This window comes from Peribacillus sp. P4_B1, from assembly GCF_056402395.1.
In genome coordinates, this window is the sequence record NZ_JBFUHM010000004.1 from 1 (window position 1) to 17,937 (window position 17,937).

The following is a 17,937-nucleotide window of genomic DNA, read 5'->3' on the forward strand; positions in this document are numbered from 1 at the left end:
AGCTTGATTCTCTTTAATAGCCTTTACCTTAAAGTCTGGATGATAAGCAATCGAACGATCTGAAACCTGTTTCACATGTGGATTATTCTCTAATTCCTTTATTTGAAATTCATTAAAATAAATCTTACTCATTTTGATTTCCTCCGCCCTATATCTGAAATGATTATAAACGGGGTTCTAGAAAAAGGGCATAGAAAACCCCGAATAAGGGACTTTTTTTACTGTGTCCATTATTCGGGGTATAGTTCAAAGAAGGATGCCTTTCTTTTTTAAAACCGCAATTAGCCTTGGTTTTTATTGCTTTGAGATTTTTGGTTTTGTTGTTTCACTTCTTGAACGTTAGTTTCAGAAGCAAACTCCGTACCAAATTGACCTTGAGCTTGACCTTGACCTTTTTTTTGCTGAGATTGCGCGTTTTGTTGTCTTACTTGTTGAACGTTTGTTTCACTTGCAAACTCAGTACCGAATTGGCCTTGACCTTGCTGAGATTGCGCGTTTTGCTTTCTCACTTGTTGAACATCAGTACCAGCTTGTGATTTATTATTGTTATTAGCCATTGATAATCACCTCCACGATAATAAGATAACCATTAAGATGGAGTGTTATCCAACTAAAAACATTTAAATTTTTCCAATTATTTTAAACAAGCAACGAAATGCCTCCATCAACTATAACGGTTTGTCCACGAATCATACTCGCTCCATCCGAAATTAAAAACAAGATGGTATTCACCATATCTTCAACCTCGACCATCCGTCCAGCAGGAGTCTGCTCTGCCGCCTCAGCAAGCATTTCATCCCGATTCGGAAAGGATTTCAGGGCATCCGTATCGATTACACCGCCAGAAACGGCATTGACACAAATGTTCATTGAAGCCAGTTCAACAGCTAAATATCTTGTCAATGCTTCAAGCGCCGCTTTCGATACTCCGACGGCTGTATAATTTTTCAAATAGCGAATGGACCCTAGTGAACTTATGCTGACGATTTTCCCTCCGCCGTTCCTCTCCATTAATTTCGCCGCTTCCTGTGCACAGAAAAGGAGGGCTTTTGTATTGATGTCCATGGTCCAGTTCCAATGTGATTCTTCAAGCTCCATCAATGGCCTCTGTACTCCTGATGCCGCATTATTAATGAAGATGTCCAAACGTCCATAATAAGCATCGATTTCCTCGAACATGCTCTTCACTTTCGCAACGTCGCCTACATTTGCCTTGACTACAAGAGCTTTACGCCCCAACGCTTCAATTTCAGCTGCCACTTCTAATGCTTTCGACTTGCTCCGGGCATAATTAATAACGAGGTCGTAACCTTCCTCTGCAAGCCTTATTGCCGTGCTTCTACCTAAACCTTTACTGCTACCTGTAACGAGTGCCACTTTTTGTTCCATTCGTTTATTCATCCTTTCTGAGTAAACACAGAGTAATAAAAATCATTTTTAAAAGGAGTGTTACTGTTATGTATGTTGGACGTGATATGACAGAGTTGTCGATGATGAAAAAATCGGATTGGGAAAATAGTGAACTAGCCTACTTTCATCACTCCCTTCAACAAATGGTACCTTATTTAAACCAAGAAGGACAGAGTATCCATAGCGAAATCGTCAAAGAAATTGAAAATAGGGGCGGACTTAATAGGCAGGAAGCCGATTATACTCATGGAACGAAAACCATTTACGATTGATTTTATACGGATATGACATTGCAAATCAACAAAAGAAGAGGATATCTTAGCGGATATCCTCTTTGATTATACCAAATTTCACTAGCACCTTTATTTAAAGTTCAATACGCTCTTTTTCTTTATAGGCCTTTATCATTTTTTGGTGGGAAACCGGAAATGCGAACTCCTCCATCTCAGCTTCACTCACCCACTTGAGTTGGTGTTCTTTTAATGTCTCTTCACTGATGGCTTCTTTGATCATTCCCGTATACGTGTCCACTTTCCAAACAAGATGCGAGAAAACATGTTCAATTCTCACAAGTGATTCTGTAATTTCCGGTTTGACACCATACATTTCCTGAAACCGATTCTCGAAGAATTCCCTTTTATGCTGTAGGGATGAATGGTTCTCGAAATTCAGATATTCCCAAAGATTCGCTAGCAATCCTTCAGAATCCCGCTTGTGAATCAAAAATTCACCTTTTTCATTCGTCAATACGGCAGCCACAATTGGTACATCCCGCGTTTTTTTCTTTTGGATTTTTACCGGCAGTTCCGACTGAACCCCTGCTTCAAATGCAAGACAATGACTTTGAACGGGACATAATAGACAGGCAGGCTTACCTGGTGTGCAGATTAATGCCCCCAGTTCCATCAATGCTTGATTGAAGGCAGAAGTATGATCATGATCGATCAGCTTTCTGACGGCAGCCTCGAAGGTTTTTCTAGTCTTTGGCTTTGCTATATCTTCATATATCATCAATATCCTTGATAAAACACGCATAACGTTTCCATCGACGGCTGGCTCCGGTTTGCCATAGGCGATACTCAGAATCGCACCAGCTGTATAAGGGCCGACACCTTTCAATTTGGAAATTTCCTCGGGATCGTCCGGTACAATCCCATTATAGGAAGACTTCACTTCCTGAACGGCACTATGCAGATTCCTCACCCGTGAGTAATATCCGAGACCCTCCCAAGCTTTTAAGACTTTCTCTTCATCTGCAATGGCAAAATCCTCTAGTGTGGGAAACCATTCAACAAACCGGTTGAAATATGGAATCACCGTGTCCACTCTCGTTTGCTGCAGCATTATTTCAGAAACCCAAACACGGTAAGGGTCCTTATTTTCCCTCCATGGCAATTCTCTTTGTTCTTCAAGAAACCAGCTAACTAAATCTTTCTGAAAATCATCAATTTTTATTTTTTCTATTGTCGGGATCGTTATTTCTTTCACATCAGTTCCTCCAAAGATGTTACACTCTTATCAAAAATGGGAATACCAATAGTAGGTCATTCTTTTTTTAATATCATGTTCATATCCATTTATTTGTATTGGGGCACGAAAATAAGATAATTATATTCATTTGATGGTTAATATATAAATACGGTATGATGAGAGAAGACCATTTTTTTCAAATTGTGGCAGGGAGGTTAGTTTTTTGGATACAGGTACTCACTTTGTCATGGGAATTGCTCTTGGAGGTCTTGCCACATTAGATCCTGTCATTGCGCAGAGCCCAGTAACTGCAAGTGCAGTCATTGCAGGTACGATATTGGGATCACAAGCTCCAGACATTGACACTGTTTTAAAATTAAGGAATAACGCTGTATATATACGAAATCACCGTGGAATCACGCATTCCATTCCCGCTGTTTTACTTTGGCCCTTGATTATCAGCGGAGCACTTTTCGCCATCATACCTGAAGCAAATTACCTTCACCTTTGGCTTTGGACCTTTTTAGCCGTATTCCTTCATGTATTCGTGGATATATTCAATGCTTATGGGACCCAGGCTCTTAGGCCAATTTCTTCAAAATGGGTAGCTTTAGGGGTCATCAATACATTCGACCCGTTCATTTTTGGAATACATGTTGCCGGCCTGATATTATGGGGCTTTGGATTTCCTCCAGGCTATTTATTTCTCTCGATTTACGGAATACTTGTTCTTTATTACATTTCCAGATTCAGGGAGCAGGCTTTCATTAAAAGAGCCGTAAAGCAACAAATTCCTGGAGCAAGGAAAATTCTTTTATCACCGACCATGCGTTTTCACCGCTGGAAAATAGCGGTAATTACCGAAAAGAATTATTATGTGGCACGAGCCGATAATGGGTATGTGAAGATTCTTGATACGTTTGATCGAGTGCCATTACCTGAAAGTGAAATTCTTGAAGTCGCCAAGAAGGATATCAACTTGGCTGCCTTTCTGTCCTTTTCTCCGGTTTACCGCTTTGAAATCGAGCAGAAAAAAGAATATTATGAAGTCCGTTTTATCGATTTAAGATACCGCAGCAATGGTTATTACCCGTTTGTGGCAGTAGTCCATTTAGACCGCGATTTGAATATCTTGAATTCGTATACCGGTTGGATCTTTAGCGAAGCGAAGTTGCAGAAGAAATTGAATATTATTTTGTAGTCGCTGCCTACCTGAAAAAAGGCTGGTTCCAGAGAATCCCTCTGGAATCAGCTTTTTTAATGCAATCGATTCTGTTGATTTAATAAATGTTGATATTTAGGATTTTTTGCAATGAATTCGTGGAAATGCTCACCGTAGTTATCGATCCAGGTCCTAACAACACGTGATGTCATTTCTTCTCCGGCATATTCATGTCCAGCCTTTGCATAGGTCGCTTCGAAATCTTCCCATAATAATTCCACCCAAGTCAAAGCTTGCTCATACGTGATGTGATCATTTTTCTCAAGCAGTTTCTTGGTTAATCTTTCATGGTAATCATTCATTAGAACCACCTCATTGCCAATATTTTTACAGAATGAACTATACAGTCCCTTACCCATACTAGTGGTAAGCGGAAACGCTTCTTTCATAAATCTGATGCCTGGAGGAGAAAAACTTGCGAAATAAACAAAAAGGATTCCCCAACCAAAACAATAATAAATTCCAAGGCGAGCCTCGTGCAAAGGCAAGATATGCTTCAAAGCGTGCAGATGGAAGTATTAATACACACCCTCAAGAACGAATGAAAGCATCAAACGAGCGATCGAATTAAGGCAATTCAAAAGGAATCGGGGTCTTCCCGGTTCCTTTTTTATTTCAACATTGAAATTGGCAGTGCCTCTTCCTTACCGCTTCCACCCAAGCGGTAACCCCAGGCGAATACACCGTTCATATAATCAATTTTGAAATAGACACCGGGATCGCCTTCAATTTGATATATTTCACCTTTTTTGAAATCATCGGGATTTAATAAATAGGCCTTGGCCATCGTCACTTTCCGTTCCAATACAGAAAATTCATTAACCATTCCCAATTGCTCTGCTTTTCTCGCTTTTTCAGTCAATGCTGCAATTTCCTGCTGCAGTTCATAGACCGACAACTTGCTGTATCTTACGTCGCTCATATATATGGCTCCTTAAATGAAATATTAATTTACTTCTATATTAAACAAAATTTTGTGATTTGGCTATCGATGCACTTAATCCATTTCAGGATTGGAAAGATAACGCTCAATCAATTCTATTGGAAAACCTTTTCGGTATAATGCCTGCTTCATTTTTTGTTCATATTCGAAGCCTTCATGGTTTTTATATCTGCGTTTCATTTTTTCGGCATGGTGGCATAGAGAATCCCATTGTTCATCTTCATCCTTTTCAACCGCCACATCTTCAAGTGCTTCAAGGATGACATCTCTCGGGAAACCTTTCCGTAACAAGGTTTGTTCAACTTTTAGCTTTAATGCCCGTTCCGAAATGTTTTTTTCCTTTTTGACCGATTTTCCAGCAAGTTTCCTTGCATGCTCAATCTGAATATCATAGGGGTATTCCTTCAATGCCTCGACAACCAACTTTTCTTGTACCCCTTTTTCCTTAAGCTCGAGCTTAAGGGTAGTGGGCCCTTTATTGCCTCCGTTTACATGGGTCCGTACGTAAGCCTTGGCAAATTCAAGGTCGTCTAAATAGTTAAAGCTGTATAGCTTATGTATCGCTTCCTTTATAATCGGCTCTTCTGTTTCCTTCTTTTTCAAATAAAGGCGAATTTCCGATTCCGAACGCATCCGGTATGATAAATAATTCAGTGCATCAGTAAATGCTTTTTGGATTTCATCATGAAATTGTATTTCAGCCAGGAGCAGGCCATCGAGTGCCATACCCTTTTTCAAATGAAATTTCAATAGCACTTCTTCGTCCACACTGAAAGCATATTTTTCATCAACGAAAATGTTATAACGATCTTTACGTTTTTTTTGGGTTGTTATTTTTGTTATGTTTGGCATAAAATCCACCCCCATTCCTACTTTACCCGTTTACGTGTACCATTTCTAGATATAGCATGTCTAAAAATGAAAAAAGCACATGGGCATGTTAAAGTGAAGAAAAGAATAGGGAAAGGAAGTGGTTTTCATGAAAATAGCCATTGCTGGTGGAAGCGGTTTTGTCGGCACAGCCCTTATTGATGAATTATCAAAAGAAAATCATGATATATATATTTTGACCAGGCATCCCGAAAAGTTCAAAAAACGGACAAATTCTACATATATCGGCTGGTTGACCAAGGACGCAAAGCCGGAAAAGCATTTGGAGGGGCTCGATGTTTTCATTAACCTTGCTGGTGAATCTTTAAACAGCGGGCGTTGGAATCCTGAAAGAAAACGCCGGATAGTCGAAAGCAGGGTCGAAGCTTCCAAAGAGATGAACCGGATCCTTTCCATACTGCCCGAAAAAGTGTCTGTCATCATCAACGCAAGTGCAATCGGATATTATGGTATTTCGGACCATGACACATTTACCGAAACCTCTGAATCCATCGGTGATGATTTCTTGGTCCGTACTGTTAAGCTTTGGGAAAAGGAAGCCGCTAAATCCCGCTCTTACTGTAAAAGGTTCGTCCTAACAAGATTCGGTGTGATCCTGGGAGAAAAAGAAGGCGCATTGCCAATGATGGTCCTACCTTATAAACTTTTCGGCGGAGGAAAGATGGGTAAAGGGAATCAGTGGCTTTCCTGGATTCATATTCATGACGCTGTCCGTGCAATCATCTTCTGCATGAACGATTCAAGGATAGAAGGTCCAGTCAATTTTACGGCACCGAACCCCGTTCAGATGGATACATTCGGGGAAACGATAGGAGCTGTCCTTCACAGGCCCCATTGGTTACCTGTACCTCCCTTTTTCCTCAAGAAACTGCTGGGGGAAATGAGCATACTTGTGCTTGAAGGCCAAAATGTTCTTCCCATCAAACTTAAAGAGGAAGGATTCATTTTCTCCTTTCCAACCCTTAAAGAAGCTTTACAAAATATCTTAAAAGAAGATTCTCACGTATGAAAGGGTCATTTTAGGAAAAAATAGGGATATTAAGTGAAATGGAGATGATCTAATTGCTCAAAAAACACGATAAAGAGAAAAGTAACTTAACTAGTACCCAAGCAATTCTTTATGCTCGCGAATTTAAAAAAGCAGATCGAGCTGGTGGATATACCGAGAAGAAATCCCGTCGTTAAGTTTGGAGTTTTTTCCCTTACATTTTGAACAGCCACTCAACACAAAATAAGCTGGAGATGATAATTGTGAATTCATCTCCAGCTTTTTTACTCTAGGGGGCGCTAACATGGGACGAAATAACATACACCATAATCGAGATAAGAACAAACAAAAACTTCCTCAGGTTCCTAAAAACCTGAAAAGTGACGGACTTGACGTTGAATATTCTTCCGAACTGGCTGACCAAGAAGACGTCAAGGCACAAGCCCGGGCAAATGCGGCTGACCGTCGTGCACATAATCGCCGCTCATAAGCAGGAGAAACTAATCAAGGGGCTGTAAATCAGCCCCTTATATTTTCTTTATTTACATAACTTATCCACAACCTTGTGTATATTGTGGATATATTCTGAAAATACCGACAATCTTTAAGTGCAATAACTCACCTTATCAACATGAAAATAATGTTATTTCTGGATAACCCTGTGGATTATGTGGATAAAGGGAATGTTATACTAAGTACTCTGCATTTTTGTTGTGGATAACTATTCTCTCTCTTTGATTTGTTCCACAGGATTATTATGCATTTACTAATTCAACTAAAGAATCAATTCATACCAGCTGCTGCCTAAGCTGATTTTCATGGGTTAAATTTATATGTCTTGGCCTTTTGGCTACTGCCCCCGGCATTAAAGAAGGTTCCCCAAACTTTTTCCATCAACATTTTCTTCCAACTGTTTACGAAGCAAGAATTTTTGTATCTTCCCACTTGCGTTTCGAGGCAGATCATTACAGAATATATATCTTCTTGGACGTTTATAGTTCGCAAGTGTATCACTGTTCCTACACCACGTTTCTAAATCGGTTTCCGCAAGCGTTGGGTCTTTGGCTACAATGAAGGCCGTTACAATTCCCCCCCATTTATCATCAGGCTGACCAAGTACTGCACAGTCGAGGACTCCATGATGCTCATAAAGTGTGTCTTCCACTTCACGTGGATATATATTTTCCCCACCAGAGATAATCATGTCGTCCACTCTGTCCTTGACCCACAGGTATCCATCTTCATCTAGGAAACCGATGTCACCGGAATGGTACCAACCTTTGTATAGCGCTTTTTCTGTCTCTCCACCTTTTTGAAAGTACCCCTGCATAATACATGGACCTTTCACAAGGATTTCACCTGTTTCCCCAGGTTCCAAAATATCATCGGGATCTGATGGCCCTTCGTCATTCGGACGGGCAATGATGATTTCATGATCTAAACATGCTTTGCCGGCAGAACCCGCTTTCCTAATTTGATCATCTTCCAATAGGAGAGTGATGGCCGGACCCATTTCAGTCATTCCATAAGCTTGGATGAACTGGATGCCAAGTTTCTCCTGACAGGCACGTACAAGTGATGGGGCCATTGGGGCTGCTCCATAAAGCCCCAGCTTCAAGCTCTGGAATTTATACTCATCCAAGTTTTCCTGAATGAGCATGTTCCACATCGTTGGTGCAGCAAATAACTTGGTGATCCCCTCGGATTCAATCATTTCCATAACCTTTTTGGGATTAAACTGATGTAATATGACATTTGTGGCACCAACCTGTACGCGAGGTAAAAAGGAACAATGCAATTCAGCACAATGAAACATCGGTGCAGTAATCAAACCGATATCAGAGCGTTCATACTTCATGGCCTCTATTAAAATTGCTGCTTGTTTGATCATATCTTTATGAAGGTGAATGACCCCTTTTGGACATCCGGTTGTCCCGCTCGTATACATGATGGCATAAACATCATCCTCGTGAACGTCCACTTCGTCTGGCTTTGATGAGATACTGGCCATTTTTTGGCGGTAACCTTTGGCATATCCAGGCACTTCATCATCAATAAACCAGAAAGCCGTTTCCGGAAATCGCTTCTCAACGGCGGCAACGGTCGATTCCAATTCTTGTTCGAATATAACGACCTTTGGAGAAGCGTCACTTAAAATGAAGGCCAGCTCCTCTGGCATTAAGCGGAAGTTGATTGGATTAAAGATTGCACCGATTTTTGCACAGGCAAAGAATGCGGTGGCAAGCTCTTCATTGTTGTAAAGGTATGTAGAGACCCTGTCCCCTTTTCGCACTCCTTCCGCTTGAAGGACCGCCGCCAATCTATTCACCTGCTCATTCCACTGAATGTACGTATAACGGATATTTCTTCTCACGTCGTAGATAGCCTCTTTTATGGGGAAATTCTGAACCGTCTGATCAAAGATATTTTTAATCGTTACTGACATATCATTTTCCTCCTCAAGTAAACCCACCATCAACAGGAAGAGTTCAGGCCATCCTGCCGAAGGTCGGTTTCATCCCTATTTCAGCTTTACTTTCGTGCGAATTACAATGTTCATAACCGGTTGGTCCCGTTTCAGTCCAATCTTTCAATTATGGTGGCATTCGCCATGCCGTGGCCCTCACACATTGTTTGCAGCCCATAACGGCCGCCTGTTCTTTCTAACTCATGGATCATCGACACCATCAATCGGGCACCGCTTCCGCCAAGAGGATGACCTAAGGCGATCGCCCCGCCATTTGGATTCAGCTTCATGGGGTCTGCCCCCGTTTCTTTTAGCCAGGCAATCGGGACAGGAGCGAAAGCCTCATTCACTTCAAAGACATCGATATCATCAATGGAAAGGCATGCTTTTTCCAAAGCCTTTTGAGTGGCAGGTATCGGGCCCGTAAGCATCAGGGTTGGATCTGACCCGACAACAACCCGTGTATGCACTTTAAAGCGCGGTTTCAATCCAAGTTCTTCCGCTTTACTGCGTTCCATCAATAATAAAGCGGCAGCACCGTCACTGATCTGGCTTGAATTACCGGCATGGATTAAACCATCTTCTTGAAAAACCGTTTTTAATCCCGCAAGTACTTCCAGCGTAGTTTCGGCCCTTGGACCTTGATCTTCCTTAACCTCCATATAATTCCCTTCCTTATCAGTACCAATTACTGATATCATTTCACGGTCAAAATAGCCTTCTTTTTGAGCGCGTATTGCTTTGTCATGACTCTCAACGGAAAACTGATCACATTCTTCACGTGTTATTCCCCACTTATCGGCAATTCTTTCAGCCGATAAACCTTGATTGATCACCTCATAGCTCTCTAAATACTTTGGACTCGTTAAGGCTCCTTGATAATTAGACCCCATAGGGACTCGGGACATGTTTTCCACTCCTCCCGCCACTACCACATCCATATCTCCCGACAAAATGGCTTGGGAAGCGAAATGGACAGCCTGCTGACTTGATCCGCATTGACGATCAATCGTCGTTCCCGGAACTTCAATCGGAAAACCGGCAATCAGTGCAGCAACGCGTGCTATATCACCGGCCTGTTCGCCAGCCTGTGAAACACAACCTAAAATGACATCATCGACAATAGACGGATCAATGCCTGCCTTTTCAATCAGCTTCCTCAATACTTCCCCTGCCAAATCATCTGGGCGAATGTCTTTCAAAACACCGTTCCTTCTGCCGACTGGCGTGCGAATCCCTTCGACGATAACCACTTCCCGCATATACTCTCTTCCCTTCTCATCCTGTCTTTATTAAAGGCCAAGATTCTTAGCGATGATTTTCTTCATGATTTCATTTGTCCCGGCATAGATGCTTGCTACCGGGACATCCCGATACCTTCTGGCAATCTTGTATTCTTCCATATATCCATAGCCGCCATGGAGCTGCATGCATTCAATCGATATTTTTCTCGCAGTCTCCGTCAAGCGCCATTTTGCCATCGACACTTCCGTGACCACCTGTTCACCCGCCATATGATTGGCGATCAATTGATCCAGGAAAACACGCCCCATTTTGATTTCGGTTGCCATTTCAGCGATTTTGAATTGAGTATTTTGAAACTGGCTCACGGATTTTCCGAAAGCTTCCCTGCTTTTCACGTACTCGATCGTATCGGCCAGCATATCCTCAGACGCCGTTTGGGAACAAATGGCAACAACAAGACGTTCCTGCTGTAATTTCTCCATTAAGTAAGTAAAACCTTTACCTTCTTCACCAAGCAGGTTTTCCTTTGGAACACGGCAATCCTCGAAGATGAGTTCTGCTGTATCCTGACTGTGCAAACCAAGTTTCTTCAGTTTGCGTCCCCTGGAAAATCCAGGTGTGTCCCTTTCGACCACAACTAAGCTAAGCCCTTTATGCTTCGGAACGGCATTTGGTTCCGTTTTACAAGCAACGATGACCAAATCCGAATGAATGCCATTTGTGATGAATGTCTTTTGGCCATTTAATATGTAATGATCTCCATCCAAAATCGCAGTCGTTTTAATATTGGCTAAATCCGAACCTGTTCCAGGCTCTGTCATCGCGATGGCTGTAATGATTTCCCCTGTCGTGCATTTTGGAAGCCAGCGCTGTTTCTGCGACCCATTTCCGTATGCGGCAATATAAGGAACAGTGATGTCACTGTGTAGTCCGAAACCAATGAAACCAGAACCCACCCTTTCCAATTCCTCATTAATAATGACCGCAAAGCCCCAATCTACCCCGGAACCCCCATACTCTTCACCAAGATCCGGACATAAAAAACCCTGTTTCCCCATTTTCACCCAAAATGATCTGGGAATGATTTTCTCTTCTTCCCATCGTTCATAGTGGGGAACTGCTTCTTTCTCCAAAAATTTTCGGAATGATTTGCGGAAAATCTCATGATCTTCACTTAGATATGGATGTTTCATCTGTTTTATCTCCTCATGTACGGCGTTGTCCAAGGCCTTTCCATTTAGGAAGGTCCTTTTTCAAATAATCACAATAAATGGCATTGTCTTTTCTGAAGGGAATTCACACTTACCTGGGTGACATTCGTATGGCCCCATCCAGTCTGATGGTTTCCCCATTCAGCATTGGATTCGTTATGATGCTTTCCGTTAGTTTAGCGTACTCTTCGGGATACCCGAGCCTTGAAGGGAATGGCACGGTTTTACCTAATGACGTCCTTGCTTCATCAGGCAATGAATCGAACATCGGAGTTTGGAATAGACCCGGTGCAATCGATACAACACGTATCCCCTTGGCTGCAAGCTCCCTTGCAACCGGCAGGGTCATCCCAACAATCCCTCCCTTGGAGGCACTATATGCAGCTTGTCCGATTTGTCCTTCAAAGGCAGCTACCGAAGCAGTATTGATAATGACCCCGCGCTCCCCCTCTTGGTTCGGCTCATTTTCGGCCATTTTTTCAGCTGCAAGCCGGATCACGTTAAATGTACCGACCAAATTGATTGTCACCACATTTGAGAACGCTTTCAATTCATGTGCACCTTTCCTGCCTATGACCTTCTCAGCAATTGCAATACCAGCACAGTTGACGACCGTGTTGATACTCTGGAATTTTTCAATTCCTTTTTCCAACGCTCCCAATACGCTTTCTTCACTTGTTACATCCGTTTTAACAAAAAGGACTGAATCTCCCAATTCTTGCACCAGTTTAACGCCATTTTCTTCAGAGAGGTCACATATGACCGCTTTTCCTCCTTTTTTAATGATGTTTCTTACTGTCGCCGCTCCCAGACCTGATGCCCCGCCAGTCACCACTGCAATGCTTTCTTGAATTTCCAATTTCTCACCCCATTTGTTTCGTCTAGAATATATATTCATCTTTCACGATCATAAAACCTATTTTCAATATTAATTTCACCGCTTGCCTGTTTCACCTTCAATTCACAAAGGGTTTCGGTAAAGCCTTTGATTACCTGTTCAAAATCCTGCTTCAATCCATCCAGCTCTTTAATGCGTTCATTAATTTCGCTTAATTTCTGTCCTGCCGTTTCTATCGTTTTTTCCAATTGCTTAATACCCGTCCCATCCTTATCGAATAAAAGGACTATATCCTTAATTTCCACTAACGAAAACCCATACTTCTTACCGCGCATTATGATTTTGAGTTGTGCGTATTCTTTCTTTCCATAAACTCTTCTTCCCGTTTCAGTACGCTTTGGCCTGAGCATACCCAGTTCCTCATAATATCGGAGAGTCCTTGTCGTCAATTCGAATTCTTTTGCTAACTCAGAAATGGTGTACATGTTAAAACCACGCTTTGCAAAGGGATTGTTTACCCTTATTTTAACATTGACGTTAACGTAAACTTCAATAAATATTCACAAAATTTACAATATATGAAACTGTGCGAAAGATTTAGACTGATATACTATTAGTATATTCCTCAAAAGAAGGGAAGGACAAGATCATGCTATGTTCAAAAATATTAGTTGCTTATGATGAATCTGAATTGGCGCTTAAATCTTTAGAGAAAGCGATTGAATTAACGAAGCTGGATCCCTCTATCGAAATCCAGGTTCTTCACGCTGTTACACTTCCAATCAAACCATATATATATGGCAATGCTTTTCAGGAAATTGAAGAATCCATGCTCAAGTATGGCAATGAAGTAATAAAAAAAGCGGAAGCGCTATTATCCGAAATCCCGAATCCATCCCAAACATTTGTCGTAGAAGGTTCAGCCATCACGGCTTTATTGGAACATGCACAATCCCAGAATTGTGACCTTATCATCATGGGCAGCCGCGGATTGAGTGGTTTCAAGGAATTCCTGGGCAGCGTGAGTCACTACATCGTCCAGCATTCCCCTGTGCCTGTCTTATTGGTCAAATAAAATGTGCTGCAAACTTTTCTTATGGCCTGTCCTAAAGAAGCTGGGTTCCCTTTGGAATCCAGCTTCTTTATGCGAACATGAACATTAGGTAACTCAATCCTTATCATGTTTTACAAACACTTCCGTTTACAGGTAAAATGAAAGTAATTTTAATGAGGATAACAGGTGAAGCAATGGATATTAAACATTTGCAATACTTTATAGAGGTAACCAATTTCAATAGCTTTACTCGGGCTGCCGATCATTTATTCATTACCCAGCCGACTATAAGCAAGATGATTAAAAACCTGGAAACCGAGCTAGGCGTTGAACTTTTTGATCGTTCCCGTAAGCAAATGATCTTGACCGATGCTGGCAGGGTCGTCTTAGAGCAGGCAAAATTGATTGATAAGGCCTTTCACAATTTAGAAACGGAAATGGACAATTTATTAGGTTTAAAAAAGGGGCATATACGCATCGGTTTGCCGCCGATCATCGACGCCTCTTTCTTCCCGCGAATTCTTAGCCGTTTCCATGAGAACTATCCCAATATTACCTTTCAATTAGTAGAGGATGGTTCAAAGAAAATTGAAGAATCAGTCCAAAATGACTTAATTGATATAGGCGTAATAGTCCTGCCAACCAACACCGCACTTTTTCATCATTTTGCTTTTTTAGAAGAAGACATCACCTTGATTGTTCATCCCTCCCATCAATATGCTTGTCGGGAAGAAATCGATTTGGCCGACCTGGAAAACGAGTCTTTCATCTTATTCAATAAAGATTACGTCCTTCGTGATCTCGTCATTTCATCCTGTAATGAAGCCGGCTTCTCTCCACATATCGTCATGGAAAGCTCACGCTGGGATTTTATTGAGGAAATGGTTTACTGTAGACTTGGCGTTTCTCTATTGCCTGAAAGTTTATGTCGTAATGATGAACGCGTAAAGTCCATCAAGGTTAAAAACCCCTCCATTAGTTGGAATTTGGGATTCATTTGGAGTAAGGACCATTACCTTTCATGCGCTGCAAAAGAATGGCTGAAATATACGAGGGAAGCGTTGTCACATAAAGAGTGAATTAAAAGGCATGATCGATGTAAGCACTATCATAGATTTTGGTTATGCACATGATAACATCTAACCATTTTACAATACGTAAGGGCGGGGTTAGACTTGGTAAGCACGTTAAATGCCGATGGATTCCATAGTTTCGGAAAGGAGATATTCATGATCACTTTATCTAATGTCGATGAGTTACATGCAGCAGAAGCAACTCTGGAGAAAATTAAGAGTTCACACCCCGAACTATTTAATAAACTGCTCCATGTCGTTGCCTTAACACGGGCGTTTCAATTTAAATATCAATTTATGGGGACGTTAATCATGGATGTAACCCCTAACGAATGTACCCCTGAATTCGTTATGCCCTCCGTTATTAGATTATATCTAGAGGAAGTTCAAAAGTTAAAGAATGATCCGAATTTCCAGGTATTACATCAGACCTTCTCCCAATATAAAAGTATTGGATATGCCAAAATCAGTATGCTTGTGCTCGGTAAAAGCCCTGAATCGCTTTTAGGCGCTTCATGCATCAAATGAAGCCAATGATATGTTCCTAAAAAAAACCTCCATTAACGGAAGGTTTTTTTCTTAAAAGCTTAATTATAGCACTTTACTCAAAAAGGCTCTGGTTCTTCCCTGCTGGGGATTATCAAAAATTTCACTGGGGATATTTTCTTCGATAATATAACCTTCATCCATGAAAATCACGCGATCGCCAACTTCTTTTGCGAACCCCATCTCATGGGTCACCACCACCATGGTCATGCCCTCCTTGGCCAGTTGCTTCATGACCTCAAGGACTTCACCGACCATTTCCGGATCAAGAGCGGAAGTCGGCTCATCGAATAACATGATTTTGGGTTCCATCGCCAACGCCCTGGCGATTGCCACACGTTGCTTTTGTCCCCCCGATAATGAATCCGGGTATGCGTTTGCTTTCTCGGCAAGCCCCACTTTCTTAAGCAGTTCAATGCCTCTTTGGGAAGCCTGTTCTTTGGAAATCTTGCGGACCTTTAAAGGCGCGAGCATAATATTCTCAAGAACCGTCTTATGAGGGAATAAGTTAAAATGCTGAAATACCATGCCAACTTCCGTTCGAACTTTATTGATATTGACCTTCTTGTCTGTCGTATCAAGTCCCTCGATGAAAATATGGCCTCCCGTTATCGTTTCAAGTTGATTGATACACCTGAGGAAAGTGGATTTACCCGATCCAGAAGGCCCAATTACCACCACTACTTCCTGAGGTGCAACGATTGCATTGATATTTTTCAATACTTCATTTTCCCCAAATGACTTCTTTAGATTCTCGACCTTGATCATTCTGTTTTCAACCTTCTTTCGAGTCTATTTAATACGAAACTTAAAATGAGGGTCAGGAATAAATAAATGAAGGCACATGCCAAATATGGCTCCCAAACTTTAAAATACTGACTCCCCATCGCTTTCCCCCAATACATTAATTCTGGTGCTGCAATGACACAAAGCAGGGATGAATCCTTCAATAATACGATGAATTCATTTCCCAACGGAGGGATCATTCGTTTAAAAGCTTGAGGTAATACAACATGAATCATTGTTTGGGTATGGGTCATTCCCAATGAACGTGCCCCTTCCATTTGCCCTTTATCGATGGATTGAATGCCCGCACGGAAAATTTCCGCAATATATGCGGCTGCATTTAAAGATAAAGCAATGACCCCAGCAGTTACTGCATTCGTTTCCCCGGTAAAAAAGGGCACAATGCCAAAATGGATTAAAAAGATTTGAACTAATAGGGGTGTTCCGCGAAAAACCGTGACATAACAGTAAAATGGAAAGGCAAGCACTTTGTTTCTCATGATTTTCCCTAAACCGATCAATAACCCCAAAAAGGTTCCGATGAGGATGGAGGAAACCGACAGCCCTATAGTAAGTAATGTTCCTTTTAATAAGAAAGGAGCATATTCAAAAATAATATCCCAGCGAAAACTCATTCCGTTCCCCTCCTAAAGACCAAAAAAACTGCGTAACTTCACACGTAAAGTTACGCAATCTTCTACTATCCACTTGTTTTTATTGTTGTGCTTTCAATGTTTCGATATCTGGATCAGTACCAAACCACTCTTTATAAATTTCTGCGTATTTACCATTTTCATAAATGGCATTCACTGCTTTATCGAACTCCGATTTCAATTCACTGCCTTTTGGGAACATAAGACCATAGAATTCCTTATTGAAACTATTGCTATCTTCAACGACTTTCAGTTTTTGATCCGGGTTATTTTTCACATATTCTTCAACAACCGTATTATCAGCTACGACAGCCGAAGCTCCCCCTTTTAGTAATTCCTGAATGGCCAGGTTATTATTTTCGAATTTCTTGATGTCCTTGTGATTTTTTCCAAGGAGTTTCTCTACCGCTTCCTGTCCGGTTGTACCAGTCTGAACGGCAATGACCTTTCCTTTCAATTCATTTCCTGATTTTATATCACTTTTCTCTGGAACGAGAATCTTGTTTGTTGATAAAAAGTACGGAACCGAAAAATCATAAGATTGTTTTCTTTCGTCATTCACTGTAATCGCAGAAATTGCGACATCCGCTCTCTTAGATTCAATTTCAACAAAAATTGGATCCCAACCAACGGTTTCCAATTTAACTTCATAACCCGCTTCTTTAGCGACAGCATTGATGAAATCCACATCGAATCCTACAATCTTATCACCTTCAAGAAATTCAAATGGAGCATAATTGGCGTCCGTCACGATCCTGAGTGTTTTTCCACTGGACTCTTCTTCTTTACTGGTTGTCGAGACTTCCTTATCCTTCCCGCATCCTGTCATGACTAATAACAAAGAAATTACCATGGCAAAAACTAAAAAAGAAACCTTTTTCAAAATAATCCCCTCTTCTCTCTCATAAACTCTATTTTTTTAAAAAAACAGATAAATCTAATTTTATAGAAGATTCAGTTTATTCCTTCAAGAATATTATACGTTTATTTGTTTTTTTATGCAATAAAAAGTCGGACAAATAACTTTAGTAAAATAAATTTTTAATCAATTAACTCAGTAAATTAGAAACGTAATTATGCTTTAATGGGTAACACACAGACTTTTATCACCTCCATTCCAATTAATGGTCATTATATTGG

23 protein-coding genes are annotated in these 17,937 nt (G+C 41.1%); 9 read left to right on the forward strand and 14 right to left on the reverse strand.

What is annotated here, in order from left to right:
- Positions 1–281: 281 nt before the first annotated feature.
- Together AC1DVK_RS03185 and fabL are read right to left on the reverse strand one after the other, a co-directional pair.
- Positions 282–557, reverse strand: coding sequence for a gamma-type small acid-soluble spore protein (locus AC1DVK_RS03185; RefSeq protein WP_061461734.1), 276 nt, complete (start codon positions 555–557; stop codon positions 282–284).
- Between the two features lie 82 nt (positions 558–639).
- Positions 640–1,389 (reverse strand): enoyl-[acyl-carrier-protein] reductase FabL, encoded by a 750-nt coding sequence (gene fabL / locus AC1DVK_RS03190; protein ID WP_061461733.1) that lies wholly within the window; start codon positions 1,387–1,389, stop codon positions 640–642.
- 68 nt (positions 1,390–1,457) lie between these two features.
- Between fabL and AC1DVK_RS03195 the strand changes: the two genes are divergently transcribed.
- Entirely contained in the window at positions 1,458–1,682 is a 225-nt protein-coding gene (locus AC1DVK_RS03195) for a hypothetical protein (protein WP_061461732.1), read from the forward strand.
- A gap of 94 nt (positions 1,683–1,776) precedes the next feature.
- On the opposite strand, the gene mutY is transcribed toward AC1DVK_RS03195, so the two are convergent.
- On the reverse strand, positions 1,777–2,898 hold the full coding sequence (mutY, locus tag AC1DVK_RS03200) for an A/G-specific adenine glycosylase (RefSeq protein ID WP_477625816.1): 1,122 nt from the start codon (positions 2,896–2,898) through the stop codon (positions 1,777–1,779).
- A 205-nt stretch (positions 2,899–3,103) separates the two neighbouring features.
- Here mutY and AC1DVK_RS03205 point away from each other — a divergent pair, with 205 nt between their 5' ends.
- Positions 3,104–4,081 carry a metal-dependent hydrolase gene (locus tag AC1DVK_RS03205; RefSeq protein WP_317778125.1) on the forward strand — a complete coding sequence of 326 codons (978 nt, stop codon included), beginning with the start codon at positions 3,104–3,106 and terminating at the stop codon, positions 4,079–4,081.
- A gap of 56 nt (positions 4,082–4,137) precedes the next feature.
- Here AC1DVK_RS03205 and AC1DVK_RS03210 read toward each other — a convergent pair whose 3' ends face one another.
- Positions 4,138–4,404 carry a YfhJ family protein gene (locus AC1DVK_RS03210; protein WP_061461729.1) on the reverse strand — a complete coding sequence of 89 codons (267 nt, stop codon included), beginning with the start codon at positions 4,402–4,404 and terminating at the stop codon, positions 4,138–4,140.
- A 113-nt stretch (positions 4,405–4,517) separates the two neighbouring features.
- On the opposite strand from AC1DVK_RS03210, the gene AC1DVK_RS03215 reads away from it, so the two are divergent.
- Entirely contained in the window at positions 4,518–4,673 is a 156-nt protein-coding gene (locus AC1DVK_RS03215; RefSeq protein ID WP_034305387.1) for a small, acid-soluble spore protein K, read from the forward strand.
- Between the two features lie 39 nt (positions 4,674–4,712).
- Here the strand turns inward: AC1DVK_RS03215 and AC1DVK_RS03220 are convergent, their stop codons facing one another.
- Together AC1DVK_RS03220 and recX are read right to left on the reverse strand one after the other, a co-directional pair.
- Positions 4,713–5,024 (reverse strand): YfhH family protein, encoded by a 312-nt coding sequence (locus AC1DVK_RS03220; RefSeq protein ID WP_061461728.1) that lies wholly within the window; start codon positions 5,022–5,024, stop codon positions 4,713–4,715.
- A 75-nt stretch (positions 5,025–5,099) separates the two neighbouring features.
- The gene (recX, locus tag AC1DVK_RS03225; RefSeq protein ID WP_061461727.1) at positions 5,100–5,897 is read right to left on the reverse strand and encodes a recombination regulator RecX; all 798 of its coding nucleotides are present in this window, start codon (positions 5,895–5,897) and stop codon (positions 5,100–5,102) included.
- A 127-nt stretch (positions 5,898–6,024) separates the two neighbouring features.
- Here recX and AC1DVK_RS03230 point away from each other — a divergent pair, with 127 nt between their 5' ends.
- From AC1DVK_RS03230 to AC1DVK_RS03240, 3 genes are all read left to right on the forward strand, one after another.
- Complete coding sequence (locus AC1DVK_RS03230) at positions 6,025–6,945, forward strand: TIGR01777 family oxidoreductase (protein WP_410861712.1); 921 nt, start codon at positions 6,025–6,027, stop codon at positions 6,943–6,945.
- A gap of 53 nt (positions 6,946–6,998) precedes the next feature.
- Positions 6,999–7,121, forward strand: a complete 123-nt coding sequence (locus AC1DVK_RS03235) for a YfhE family protein (protein ID WP_081088510.1) — start codon at positions 6,999–7,001, stop codon at positions 7,119–7,121.
- Positions 7,122–7,228: 107 nt separating this feature from the next.
- The gene (locus AC1DVK_RS03240) at positions 7,229–7,414 is read left to right on the forward strand and encodes a YfhD family protein (RefSeq protein WP_061461725.1); all 186 of its coding nucleotides are present in this window, start codon (positions 7,229–7,231) and stop codon (positions 7,412–7,414) included.
- 375 nt (positions 7,415–7,789) lie between these two features.
- On the opposite strand, the gene AC1DVK_RS03245 is transcribed toward AC1DVK_RS03240, so the two are convergent.
- The 5 genes from AC1DVK_RS03245 to AC1DVK_RS03265 all read right to left on the reverse strand — a co-directional run bounded on the left by AC1DVK_RS03245 (position 7,790) and on the right by AC1DVK_RS03265 (position 13,170).
- Positions 7,790–9,370, reverse strand: a complete 1,581-nt coding sequence (locus AC1DVK_RS03245) for a fatty acid--CoA ligase (RefSeq protein ID WP_410861711.1) — start codon at positions 9,368–9,370, stop codon at positions 7,790–7,792.
- 131 nt (positions 9,371–9,501) lie between these two features.
- Positions 9,502–10,653 (reverse strand): thiolase family protein, encoded by a 1,152-nt coding sequence (locus AC1DVK_RS03250; RefSeq protein ID WP_410861710.1) that lies wholly within the window; start codon positions 10,651–10,653, stop codon positions 9,502–9,504.
- Between the two features lie 30 nt (positions 10,654–10,683).
- Positions 10,684–11,829 carry an acyl-CoA dehydrogenase family protein gene (locus tag AC1DVK_RS03255; protein WP_410861709.1) on the reverse strand — a complete coding sequence of 382 codons (1,146 nt, stop codon included), beginning with the start codon at positions 11,827–11,829 and terminating at the stop codon, positions 10,684–10,686.
- A 109-nt stretch (positions 11,830–11,938) separates the two neighbouring features.
- A complete protein-coding gene (locus tag AC1DVK_RS03260; protein ID WP_089362889.1) occupies positions 11,939–12,706 on the reverse strand; it encodes a 3-hydroxyacyl-CoA dehydrogenase in 768 nt (255 codons plus the stop codon).
- Positions 12,707–12,741: 35 nt separating this feature from the next.
- Complete coding sequence (locus AC1DVK_RS03265) at positions 12,742–13,170, reverse strand: MerR family transcriptional regulator (protein ID WP_089362888.1); 429 nt, start codon at positions 13,168–13,170, stop codon at positions 12,742–12,744.
- A 164-nt stretch (positions 13,171–13,334) separates the two neighbouring features.
- Here AC1DVK_RS03265 and AC1DVK_RS03270 point away from each other — a divergent pair, with 164 nt between their 5' ends.
- From AC1DVK_RS03270 to AC1DVK_RS03280, 3 genes are all read left to right on the forward strand, one after another.
- A complete protein-coding gene (locus AC1DVK_RS03270) occupies positions 13,335–13,760 on the forward strand; it encodes a universal stress protein (RefSeq protein WP_061461719.1) in 426 nt (141 codons plus the stop codon).
- Between the two features lie 173 nt (positions 13,761–13,933).
- Complete coding sequence (gene cidR / locus AC1DVK_RS03275) at positions 13,934–14,818, forward strand: cidABC operon transcriptional activator CidR (RefSeq protein WP_410861708.1); 885 nt, start codon at positions 13,934–13,936, stop codon at positions 14,816–14,818.
- 96 nt (positions 14,819–14,914) lie between these two features.
- On the forward strand, positions 14,915–15,340 hold the full coding sequence (locus tag AC1DVK_RS03280) for a hypothetical protein (protein WP_477625817.1): 426 nt from the start codon (positions 14,915–14,917) through the stop codon (positions 15,338–15,340).
- Between the two features lie 63 nt (positions 15,341–15,403).
- Here the strand turns inward: AC1DVK_RS03280 and AC1DVK_RS03285 are convergent, their stop codons facing one another.
- The 3 genes from AC1DVK_RS03285 to AC1DVK_RS03295 form a co-directional block, all read right to left on the reverse strand.
- Positions 15,404–16,126 carry an amino acid ABC transporter ATP-binding protein gene (locus AC1DVK_RS03285; protein ID WP_317778133.1) on the reverse strand — a complete coding sequence of 241 codons (723 nt, stop codon included), beginning with the start codon at positions 16,124–16,126 and terminating at the stop codon, positions 15,404–15,406.
- A complete protein-coding gene (locus AC1DVK_RS03290) occupies positions 16,123–16,779 on the reverse strand; it encodes an amino acid ABC transporter permease (protein WP_061461716.1) in 657 nt (218 codons plus the stop codon). The genes AC1DVK_RS03285 and AC1DVK_RS03290 overlap by 4 nt, the downstream gene beginning before the upstream one ends.
- A 79-nt stretch (positions 16,780–16,858) precedes the next feature.
- The gene (locus tag AC1DVK_RS03295) at positions 16,859–17,680 is read right to left on the reverse strand and encodes a basic amino acid ABC transporter substrate-binding protein (protein WP_061461715.1); all 822 of its coding nucleotides are present in this window, start codon (positions 17,678–17,680) and stop codon (positions 16,859–16,861) included.
- Between the last annotated feature and the right edge of the window lie 257 nt (positions 17,681–17,937).